8 protein-coding genes, 2 tRNA genes and 1 pseudogene are annotated in these 10,493 nt (G+C 39.0%); 5 read left to right on the top strand and 6 right to left on the bottom strand.

Annotated elements, in window-relative coordinates:
- The first annotated feature begins 422 nt into the window (after window positions 1–422).
- Window positions 423–2,516, top strand: coding sequence for a hydantoinase/oxoprolinase family protein (locus tag CK510_RS19135; RefSeq protein WP_095723223.1), 2,094 nt, complete (start codon window positions 423–425; stop codon window positions 2,514–2,516).
- A gap of 181 nt (window positions 2,517–2,697) precedes the next feature.
- Here CK510_RS19135 and CK510_RS33540 read toward each other — a convergent pair whose 3' ends face one another.
- Window positions 2,698–3,012, bottom strand: coding sequence for a glutathione S-transferase family protein (locus CK510_RS33540; RefSeq protein WP_245912219.1), 315 nt, complete (start codon window positions 3,010–3,012; stop codon window positions 2,698–2,700).
- Complete coding sequence (locus CK510_RS33535) at window positions 2,993–3,304, bottom strand: glutathione S-transferase family protein (RefSeq protein WP_245912218.1); 312 nt, start codon at window positions 3,302–3,304, stop codon at window positions 2,993–2,995. The genes CK510_RS33540 and CK510_RS33535 overlap by 20 nt, the downstream gene beginning before the upstream one ends.
- A 154-nt stretch (window positions 3,305–3,458) precedes the next feature.
- On the opposite strand from CK510_RS33535, the gene CK510_RS19125 reads away from it, so the two are divergent.
- Window positions 3,459–5,045, top strand: a complete 1,587-nt coding sequence (locus CK510_RS19125; RefSeq protein WP_095723222.1) for a hydantoinase B/oxoprolinase family protein — start codon at window positions 3,459–3,461, stop codon at window positions 5,043–5,045.
- A 19-nt stretch (window positions 5,046–5,064) separates the two neighbouring features.
- On the opposite strand, the pseudogene CK510_RS34415 reads toward CK510_RS19125, so the two are convergent.
- The 4 genes and pseudogenes from CK510_RS34415 to murA all read right to left on the bottom strand — a co-directional run.
- A pseudogene (locus CK510_RS34415) lies at window positions 5,065–5,265 on the bottom strand (hypothetical protein); the annotation flags it as partial.
- Between the two features lie 158 nt (window positions 5,266–5,423).
- Window positions 5,424–5,505: transfer RNA gene (locus CK510_RS19120), tRNA-Leu, on the bottom strand.
- Window positions 5,484–6,362 carry a M48 family metallopeptidase gene (locus CK510_RS19115; protein WP_095723221.1) on the bottom strand — a complete coding sequence of 293 codons (879 nt, stop codon included), beginning with the start codon at window positions 6,360–6,362 and terminating at the stop codon, window positions 5,484–5,486. The genes CK510_RS19120 and CK510_RS19115 overlap by 22 nt, the downstream gene beginning before the upstream one ends.
- Window positions 6,363–6,521: 159 nt before the next feature.
- Complete coding sequence (murA, locus tag CK510_RS19110; RefSeq protein ID WP_095723220.1) at window positions 6,522–7,907, bottom strand: UDP-N-acetylglucosamine 1-carboxyvinyltransferase; 1,386 nt, start codon at window positions 7,905–7,907, stop codon at window positions 6,522–6,524.
- A 251-nt stretch (window positions 7,908–8,158) separates the two neighbouring features.
- Between murA and CK510_RS19105 the strand changes: the two genes are divergently transcribed.
- From CK510_RS19105 to CK510_RS19095, 3 genes are all read left to right on the top strand, one after another.
- A tRNA-Leu gene (locus tag CK510_RS19105) sits at window positions 8,159–8,240 on the top strand.
- A 195-nt stretch (window positions 8,241–8,435) separates the two neighbouring features.
- Window positions 8,436–9,224, top strand: a complete 789-nt coding sequence (locus CK510_RS19100) for a TrmH family RNA methyltransferase (RefSeq protein ID WP_095723219.1) — start codon at window positions 8,436–8,438, stop codon at window positions 9,222–9,224.
- A gap of 122 nt (window positions 9,225–9,346) precedes the next feature.
- Window positions 9,347–10,387, top strand: coding sequence for an L-histidine N(alpha)-methyltransferase (locus tag CK510_RS19095; protein WP_095723218.1), 1,041 nt, complete (start codon window positions 9,347–9,349; stop codon window positions 10,385–10,387).
- Window positions 10,388–10,493 lie beyond the last annotated feature (106 nt).

The raw sequence follows: 10,493 nt of genomic DNA, 5'->3' as shown, positions 1-10,493 counted from the left end.
ACCGTATCTCAATCTTAATAGTAATCTTAATTGTATAACTTTATTGAGTACTATATTGCTTTACTCGCTTTTTATTGTGGAGAAATTTTGAGTTTGCAAAAAGTACGATATGCTGCTCTGCTTATCCCATCTATTGATTTGCTCCTGAGTTCTTATTTTCAAACGCAGAGTTGCACAGACGAATATAGAGGAATATAGAGATTTAACAAGCTTGTTCTGTTTAATTCCCCAGCAATAGAAGGGTAGCGTGTTTTGTGTCGGGGTAAAATCTCCGTTACAAAACATAATTGCGAATTGTTTTAATGGTGGCTATTTACATTTGTTGGTGTAGTCGCAGGTTAGAAATGATGGGATTGACTAGATGAAGTAAAATAAATTACATCAAATCCCATTGTTCAAAATAAACAAACAAAAATTTAATTATGTTAAAAGTATTCGCAGACAGAGGTGGCACATTTACAGATATTGTTGTCGTTACAGACTCTCAACCAGTTATCGATAGATTATTAAACCATCCAGAACGCTTTTTAATAGTTCCCCTTCCCTATCAGCAATGGGTAATTGTTTATAAATTACTTTCCGAAAATCCCGAACAATATCAAGATGCAGTTATTCAAGCTATACGAGATATATTAGGAATTTCGACGAATCAACCCATCCCCACAGAAGCAATAGAAGTGGTTAAAATGGGGACGACAGTAGCGACAAATGCGCTTTTAGAAAGAAAGGGCGATCGCGTTGTTTTAGTTATCACCAAAGGGTTTAAAGATGCGTTAAGAATCGGTTATCAAAATCGACCAAATATATTTGCCCGTCACATCATTTTACCGACAATGCTTTATGAGCAAGTTGTGGAAGTTGATGAACGCTACGACGCAAACGGAAATGAATTAACTTCTGTAAACATTGAACTGGTCAAAAAAGATTTACAAGTAGCTTATAATGCTGGAATTCGTAGTTGTGCCATTGTATTTATGCACAGCTACAGTTATCCCAAACACGAACAAATAGTCGCAGAAATTGCTCAACAAATTGGATTTACCCAAATTTCGATATCCCACCAAGTCAGTCCTTTAATGAAATTAGTGAGTCGGGGGGATACAACAGTTGTCGATGCCTATTTAACTCCAATTTTACGCCGTTATGTCAACCAAATTACCAGCCAATTACCCGCAGTTAAATTAATGTTTATGAAATCGGATGGCGGATTAGTTACAGCAGAACAATTTCAAGGTAAAGATAGTATTTTGAGTGGTCCTGCGGGTGGTATTGTTGGTGCAATTCAAACTAGTAAAAGAGCAGGTTTTGAGTTAGTAATTACCTTTGACATGGGGGGAACTAGTACAGATGTTGCCCATTTTAAAGGTGAATATGAACGTCAATTAGATTCAGAAATTGCTGGTACAAGGATGCGAGTTCCTGTGCTAGATATCCATACAATTGCTGCTGGAGGTGGTTCAATTCTATTTTTTGACGGTTCGAGTTATCGAGTTGGTCCTGAGTCTGCTGGCTCAAATCCTGGTCCAGCAAGTTATCGACGGGGAGGACATTTAGCTGTCACTGATGCCAATATTATGTTAGGAAAAATTCACCCTCAATATTTCCCTTCCGTATTTGGAATTGATGGGAATTCACCTTTAGATAAACAGGTTGTAGTTGAGAAATTTACTAACTTAGCAACAGAGATTAAAACAGCTACAGGTAATAATCGTACCCCCGAACAAGTCGCAGCAGGATTTATTGCGATCGCAGTTGAAAATATGGCAAATGCGGTTAAAAAAATTAGTCTACAACGGGGTTATGATGTCACTGAGTATGTACTTTGTTGTTTTGGTGGTGCGGGGGCACAAGTTGCTTGTTTAATTGCCGATACATTGGGAATGAAAAAGATATTTTTACATCCTTATGCTGGTGTTCTTTCTGCTTATGGCATGGGATTAGCAGATGTGAGAACAATTAGAGAAGCAGGTATGGGAAAAGAATTAACAAAAGAATTAATTATAGAAGTACAGCAATTAATGGATACTTTGGAAACCCAAGTGAGAAATGGAGAAGATGGGAAGATAGATGGACAAAAATTAGTTAAAAAGATAAATTTAAAATATGAGGGAACTAATTCTGCTTTGACTGTGAATTTTGGATTGGATATAGCAACAATGTGGCAGGAATTTGAGAAAGAACATAAAACCCGTTATGGTTTTATTCAATTAGAAAAAAACTTAATTGTCGAGTCAGTTTCAGTGGAGCTAATTCAAAAAATGGATACTCCCCCAGAACCTTTAGTCACTCGTACTCGTTCTATTAATGAAATTCCCATACCCGTAGACACAGTACAAATGTTTACTAGGGATAAATGGCACGATACACCAGTTTATCAAAGAGAGAATTTACAACCAGGAGATAAAATTAGGGGAACCGCAATCATTGTTGAAAAAATTAGTACGATTGTAGTTGAACCTAACTGGGAAGCACAATTAACTGAGCTTAATCATTTAATCTTAGAACGCATTAATTAATAGATTCAAACATCCTATAAGAGAATACAAAAAAAGTCTCCCTAATTCTTGTAGGGGTGGGGTTTTCCCACCCTTGTGAAGGATATAATTGATTGATAAATCTATAAGTTGGGATATTTTATTTTCCGCAAGTCCCTAATTTCAAATTAGGTAAGTAAATTCTCTAGTTCTTTAATGATATTTAAGAACCAGTAAATCTAGCCTTCATCATAGTCTTAAATTCCTCCATTGCTGAATCTTTAGGTAAACTTTGAATCCAAGCAGCACGCTGATTTAAATTTTCAGTCAAAATCTTAAGTTTCGGATGTTTATCAAGCGATAATCCTGCAAGATTTATAATAGTTAATACGGTTCCTGCTGTTACTTCTGCAAGGGTAAAATCTGAACCAGCAAAATACTTTTGTTCTCCTAAAAGTTCTTCCAAAAAGGTTAATATCCTTAAGACTTTCTGGGTTGCTGGTTCAACTACTTCTGAATCAATTGGTAAACCAATCATGACAGTGCACCATTCTTACCTTTGCTAAATTTTGAGCATTAGTAGGAAGCAGGGAAGGATTTGGATATTTTGCTTCTAAATAATCAAGAATCGCCAAAGATTCTATTATCCTAAAGCCGTCATCTTCTAATACTGGAATATGATGCAAAGGATTAATTGCTAACAATTCTGGTCGATTTGGAACCCCATTTAGCTCAATTTCCACTAACTCGCATTCTATGTTTTTTTCTAATAATGCAACCAAAACACGACGAGAATGGGGAGAAATGGGATTGTGATAAAGCTTGAGCATAGAAAACTCCTGGTAGATAATTTTCTTGATTCCGATATATCGAAATCATATTTGATTTGGATTGTTCGTAAATGATTTAGGATTATTATAGTATGATGCTATACCATAAAATCAAATATAAAATAAATATCTATCTACTGGAGCATGAATTAAAATGCATATAACATCTCAACCTGACCCAGTTCGTTTAGAAATATTTAAAAATCTTTATCAATTTATTGCCGAGCAAATGGGTATTGTTCTGCAAAATACTGCTGCTTCAGTGAATATAAAAGAAAGGTTAGATTTTTCCTGTGCGATTTTTGATGCTTCCGGTTTATTAGTGGCAAATGCTCCACATATTCCCGTGCATTTAGGCTCGATGAGTGAAAGTGTTCGCAGTTTAATTAATGATAAAGGTGATAATATCAAACCGGGAAATGTCTATCTATCTAATAATCCCTACAACGGAGGAACTCATCTTCCTGATGTTACAGCTATTACCCCTGTTTTTCTTAACCAAAAATTAGATAATCAGACTTTAGAAACAGGAGATGAATATTCTCTAAAATATCCGATTTTTTATGTTGCATCTCGCGGACATCAAGCTGATATTGGTGGAATCACTCCGGGTTCAATGCCTCCCCACAGTACTAATATTGAAGAGGAAGGAATACTTTTTGATAATTTTCTCTTGGTTGAAGAAGGTAATTTATTAGAAACTTCCACTAGACAACATCTCTCAAATCATAAATATCCTGCACGAAATATTAATCAAAATATTGCTGATTTTCAAGCCCAAATTGCGGCAAATGAAAGAGGTTTACAAGAACTTCGGAAAATGGTTGCTCAATATGGACTAGAAACAGTCCAAGCTTATATGGAATTTGTGCAGAATAATGCCGAAGAAGCAGTCAGAAAAGTAATCGATACTCTGAAGAATGGCTCATTTAGTTATGAGATGGATAGTGGTGCAGAAATTCGAGTCAGTGTGATAATCAACCGGGCAAAACGCAGTGCCATAATTGATTTTACTGGTACATCTGCACAATTAAATAGTAATTTTAATGCACCGAAAGCAGTAACTCAAGCTGCTGTTCTATATGTATTTAGGACTTTAGTTAATGATAATATTCCCTTAAATGCGGGATGTTTAAAGCCTTTAGAAATTCTTGTTCCCACAGGTTGTATGCTGAATCCAACTTATCCCGCAGCAGTAGTTGCTGGTAATGTGGAAACTTCGCAAATAATTGTCGATGCTTTATATGGTGCATTAAATGTCATGGCAGCTTCCCAAGGAACGATGAATAATTTCACTTTTGGGAATGAAAAATATCAATATTATGAGACTATTTGTGGTGGCTCTGGTGCTGGAATTGACTTTGATGGTACGGATGCGGTGCAAACCCACATGACCAATTCCCGTTTAACTGACCCTGAAGTTTTAGAAACTCGCTATCCTGTGATGGTGGAAAGTTTTAGTTTGCGTGCTGATAGTGGGGGGAAAGGAAAATATTCTGGTGGGAATGGGGTTATTCGTCGGATTAAGTTTTTGGAACCAATGACGGCAAATATTCTCTCTGGACATCGGGTTATTTCTCCCTTTGGTTTAAATTCGGGGGAAGGGGGAAAGGTAGGACGTAACTACATTCTGCGTCGGGATGGAAGTCAGGAGAATTTGGGTAGTACTGCAACGGTTGAGATGCAATCTGGGGATATTTTTGTTGTGGAAACTCCTGGGGGGGGAGGTTTTGGGTGTTAGGGGAAAGGGAAAATGATAAAAAATAAGGGGAAGAAATATTTTCTCCCCCTTGATTATTTTGGTTTTGGTTTTTAGTTTGCTTGTCTGCTTTGGTGTCTTCTTGAAGTCGCTTGCGTAACATTTGCCTTTGCTTTTTCAGTTGTCGCTGTCTTGCAGAACCACCTCTACCTTTGTGGTTTCTCCCTTCTTTTCGGGGGGATTCCCACCTTTTGAGTCTCATATATTGATAATTGGGTGTTTTTTGTAATTACCTACTTATTGTAATCTAGTGTAATACAGTAGTCAATTAAATAAAAAATCAATATCAATATCAATATCAATATCAATAAAGACGTTCCACCGGAACGTCTCTACGATGGGGTTGTGATTATTAAAAAATGGGCGAAGAGAGAATCGAACTCTCACACCTTTCGGTGGCAGATTTTGAGTCTGCTGCGTCTACCAATTTCGCCACCCGCCCTTGGGTGCAACCTCTCCATTATAACCTATGTTCGGATAATTTTGCAAGAGTTTTTGATATTCTTTGCTGGCAGCCCAATTGTCGATTTCTCTGGCTCGGAGTACGGGGACTGGGTGGGTTAGTTGTGCGGTGCGGGCAGCTTTGACGGTTTCACCAAGTTCGGTGTTGCTGATGTCGTCGTAGGCACGGGCTTGGGCGATGAAGGCATCAAGGTTGAGTTGTGGTGCGAGGGTTGGGGAACCACCTGCTAGTTTCATGAGTACGGACATGACAGCTTTGGGGTTTTGGGTGGCAAGTAGTGCGGCGCGATCGCAAGTAAATTCGGCGCATCGAACCCATTCCAAGAGTTGGGATTGAATTGATTGGGCGAGAACTGCACCAATTGTGGGTACGGAAGCTGCTGCCAGTATCAATAAGTTAACTGGGGTGAGATAAACACTGTGGTCGCATTTGAGGTGTCCGAGTTCATGGGCAAGTACAGCCTGAATTTCTTCTGGTGTCAGCATGTCGATGAGGGAGGTATGTACCACAATAAAAGGCTGTTTTCCGCGCATGGCAAAGGTGTAGGCATTTGGTGCGGGATGCTGACGTAGGTAAAGCTGGGGGGGTTCGATGTCCAAAATTTTGCAGGCTTCGAGTAACAGATTGTGTAAATCTGGTAATTGGTTTTCTCCTACCAATATGCTTGATGCAATGTTCTCAACATAAAAAACTTGTTCGGCAACAGGTCCAAGCAGGTTTCGCACCATCATATCCAAGCCTGGTATCTGTTTTAAAGTTTTGGTGGCTTCGAGGTCAAGGGGATGGCGAAATGAGTCGGCTTTAAGACCAATTAGTTGAGTTTTGAAAAAGGACATGGGGAGCAGGTTAGTTAAAAGTTTGGTTTTTATCTCACTAGGTACTAGTATAGCGAACTGCTATGTATGGCGATTGGTAAGGTTGATATAGGTTTTCTTGTTTGGATGGAATAAAAAATAAAAATAGAGACGTTCCTTCCGATGGAACGTCTCTACGATTTAGGCTGGTTGTACTGTATTTGTCGCAGTTGCGATCGCAATATCAGCTTCAACTTCCCTAACTCGTTCAATTTTGGCTCCCAACTGCTGTAACTTCAAATCGAGGCGATCGTAACCCCGATCTAAAAACTGCAATCCTTTGATTGTAGTTTCGCCACTGGCAGCTAATCCAGCAACAACTAAAGCCGCAGACGCTCGCAGGTCACTTCCTAGTACTGGTGCCCCTGATAATGAGTGGACTCCACGCACAAAAGCAATGTTACCCTTGACGCGAATATCAGCCCCTAAGCGATTCAATTCGGAGGCATGACGCAAACGGTTTTCAAATACAGTTTCGTTAATTAAACTGTCACCTTCCGCAAGAGCCAATAGTGTCATAAATTGGGCTTGCATATCGGTTGGGAAACCTGGATGGGGCAATGTTTGAATGTCGGCTGCTTTGAGTACTGCTGCGGGCAATACACGCAAGCAATTGGGTGCTTCCTCAACAACATTGACTCCCATTTCTTGTAGCTTGGCAATTATGGGTAGCAGGTGTTCGGGTACGACAGGAGACAGTAATAATTCCGAATGGGTGATTGCTGCTGCTGTTAAAAATGTACCTGCCTCAATGCGATCGGGAATCACTTCATAATCGGTTGAATGTAGATTGCTAACACCTAGTATCGTAATAGTACTAGTACCAGCACCCGTAATTTTTGCCCCCATCGAGTTACAGAAATTCGCCAAATCGACCACTTCTGGTTCGCGAGCTGCGTTATCGAGGATTGTTTCCCCATCCGCTAAGGTAGCAGCCATCATCAGGGTTTCGGTGGCACCGACGCTGGGGGAGTCTAAGTAGATTTTGGCACCTTTGAGCCTGCCTTTATTGCCGGGAACGTGAGCGTTACAAATACCATGCTCGATTTGTACCTCAGCTCCCATTGCCTGCAATCCCCGGACATGTAAGTCTACTGGTCTTGCACCAATCGCACAACCACCCGGTAAAGGCATTTGAGCTACGCCCAAGCGTGCTAATATTGCGCCGATGGCAAAGAAACTCGCCCGCAACTGAGTTACAAGCTCGTAGGGAGCTTTAGAAGTAGTAAATTCTCTAGCATTTACGTCTAAAGTCTCGCCATCTCGATGGATTTTAACGCCCAAAGCCGATAATACTTGAGCCATCCGTTCCACATCGGCAAGTCTGGGTACGTTGCGGATACGACAATCTCCGGAACACAACAAGGCTCCAGTCATCAGGACTAATGCCGAATTCTTTGCCCCACTTATCTTGACATGACCTCGCAGAGAATGACCGCCCCATACCCGCAAGACTGAGGAGTCTGCTTCGGGTGCATTCTTTGTATCTGGTAAGCCGCTAACAGGATTAATAAGCCTACCCTCCAAAAAATAATTAAATAAAATTTATACGTTGGAAGTTGGTTTTGATTTTTACAGTAAAGACTGAATTTGTCTACATTTTTGCACTACATAATTTGGGAGAATTGGTAGTGTCCGTTAACGGTAAGGGCAAAAATATCAAGATACATCACTTTCGCAGCAAAAATATTATAAATCTATTATTTTCTTGACAAATACAAATTATTTAGCAACAATTAAAAAATTGTGGATTGTAATGTAAAATTCTCTAAACGCTGGCGGGACTGGCGGAATTGGTAGACGCGCATGATTCAGGTTCATGTGCCGCAAGGCTTCCGGGTTCGAGTCCCGGGTTCCGCATTGACTATTCAGTTAGGAGTGAAGAGTTAAGGGTGATGAATATCTAAATAAACTCCTAATCTTTAACTCCTAATACCATTTTAATATTGAAGATGCATAAAATAACCCCACCGCCTGTGGCACCTCCCCTTACTAAGGCGAGGTTGGAGGAATCGAAATAATGTGTAGCTTCACAAGTAATTGGTATAACTTCCCATGTTAACTAGTCTACAAAATACTTTAGTCAAGCAAATTCGCAAGCTGCATTCCGCTAAGGAGCGTCATCAACAGGATTTATTTTTGTTGGAGGGAACGCACTTACTAGAAGAAGCCGCTACTGCAAATTATCCTTTGGAGGCTTTTTGTTGTACCGAAGAGTGGCAAGCAAAGCATTTTCAATTGTGGGAAGAGGTTTCTCAAAAATGCGATCGCACCGAAATCGTTAGTGAGGATGTACTCAATGCGATCGCAACTACTGTACAGCCTGATGGTGTTGTCGCAACGGCAAAACGTGGTCTGAACCCTCAACAAGTGGCTTTTTCTGGTTTAATATTAGCTTTGGAAACAATACAAGACCCTGGAAATTTGGGGACAATGATTCGCTCTGCTGCTGCTGCTGGGGCATCGGGGTTAATTGTAAGCAAAGATTGTGTTGATTTAGACAGCCCGAAGGTATTGAGAGCCAGTGCTGGGCAGTGGTTTCGTCTTCCGATGGTAAAAAGCGAAGATTTAAAAGCTACAGTAACTCTAGCTAAAAATGCGGGGATGCGAATTGTTGCAACTTTAGCAAATGCCAGTTTAACTTATTGGGATGTGGATTGGTGTCAACCGACTTTGGTTTTGTTGGGTAATGAAGGAGCTGGTTTATCAGCAGAATTAGCGGCAATGGCAGATGTGCAGGTAAATATACCCCTGAATCCAGGAGTGGAATCATTGAATGTTGCGATCGCATCCGCATTGATTTTGTATGAAGCACGGAGACAGATGGAAAAAGTCAAAAGATAAAAGTAAAAAGTCAAAAGAGAAGAGAAGAGAAGAAATAAATCAATTTTACTTGCTCGAAATACTCTTAATTGCTGATTCCTGATTGCTGACTTCTCATTTTTATTTCTTTTGCTTTGTTTACTATGCTTAATTCTGACTCGAATAATCCAAATTCTACTCATCGTATAGTAAAACCCAGTTCTGACTTTTATACGACTTTTTCGGAAGTCGAAATTTTAGAAATAATTGACGCATTAGAAGTGAGACGGGAAATACCTCTCAAGTATTCTTATAAAGGAAAAGGTGGAAAGATTTGGGATAATTTTTATCAAAAATATATTATTCCGACTTGGTATAGAACATCAAATGTAGAAATTGAGCTTTTAAATAATAACTTTCAATATTTGAATGGAGATAATCTAGTTGGTAGCAAAGTAAATATTATTGATGTTGGTGCTGGTAATTCATATCCTATTAAAAAATATATTCGTCAACTCCAGAAACTGGGTAAAATCAATCAATATATTGCCTTAGATATCAGCGAAGCTTTACTTGATGTCTCTCAAAAAAACTTTAAAAACTGGTTTCCAAAAATAAATTATATTAATGATACTCTTGATATCGAAAATTCTTGTATACCCAAAACATTATTAGAAAATGAACCAAATCAAAATCAAGAAACAATAAATATCATCTTACATTTGGGAGTTACAATCGGTAATCACCACAATCGATCTAGAGTTTTTAATAATTTTAGCAAAAGTATGAAAAAGAATGATTTATTAGTTCTGACTAATGAAATTGGTTCTAACTCCAAGTGGAATGGTGAAGCTAGAGGAGGTTGTGATTATCATGCAGAGAATATATATAAATGGATAACAAGTGCGATCGCAATTAAATCGGAAGATTGCCAACTTGTGAGAAAGTACGATTCTGTTAGAGATAGTGTGGTTGCTAATATCAAATTTCTCCACAATTACACAATAATTTTCAATATTCAGGGAATTGACAAGAATATTGAATTTTCCGCAGACGATAACATTACTATTTGGAGACATCACAAGTTTGAAATACCCCAGCTTCAGCAAGAACTCGCACAAGCTGGATTGGAACTTATTCGCTACAGCACTAATAAATATTCGTCCCATATCATGGCGATTTGTCAACTAGCTCATATTCCTTAATCTACTTCAGTTCGCGAAATCATTTTTTTGTTTAACTGCTTCCAAAAAAATAAAATATCCCAACCATCGACTTATCAATTGTATTATTTGTAAGTAAGTGTGGGAA

The organism is Brunnivagina elsteri CCALA 953, assembly GCF_002289455.1.
In the GTDB taxonomy this organism is placed as follows: domain Bacteria; phylum Cyanobacteriota; class Cyanobacteriia; order Cyanobacteriales; family Nostocaceae; genus Brunnivagina; species Brunnivagina elsteri.
This window is presented reverse-complemented; position numbering and strand designations above follow the sequence as displayed.

Excerpts from the sequence above, each read along its gene's own strand:
- CK510_RS19135 (WP_095723223.1), top strand. The coding sequence starts at position 423 with ATGTTAAAAGTATTCGCAGACAGAGGTGGCACATTTACAGATATTGTT.
- CK510_RS33540 (WP_245912219.1), bottom strand. The coding sequence starts at position 3,012 with ATGATTGGTTTACCAATTGATTCAGAAGTAGTTGAACCAGCAACCCAG.
- CK510_RS33535 (WP_245912218.1), bottom strand. The coding sequence starts at position 3,304 with ATGCTCAAGCTTTATCACAATCCCATTTCTCCCCATTCTCGTCGTGTT.
- CK510_RS19125 (WP_095723222.1), top strand. The coding sequence starts at position 3,459 with ATGCATATAACATCTCAACCTGACCCAGTTCGTTTAGAAATATTTAAA.
- CK510_RS19115 (WP_095723221.1), bottom strand. The coding sequence starts at position 6,362 with ATGTCCTTTTTCAAAACTCAACTAATTGGTCTTAAAGCCGACTCATTT.
- CK510_RS19100 (WP_095723219.1), top strand. The coding sequence starts at position 8,436 with ATGTTAACTAGTCTACAAAATACTTTAGTCAAGCAAATTCGCAAGCTG.
- CK510_RS19095 (WP_095723218.1), top strand. The coding sequence starts at position 9,347 with ATGCTTAATTCTGACTCGAATAATCCAAATTCTACTCATCGTATAGTA.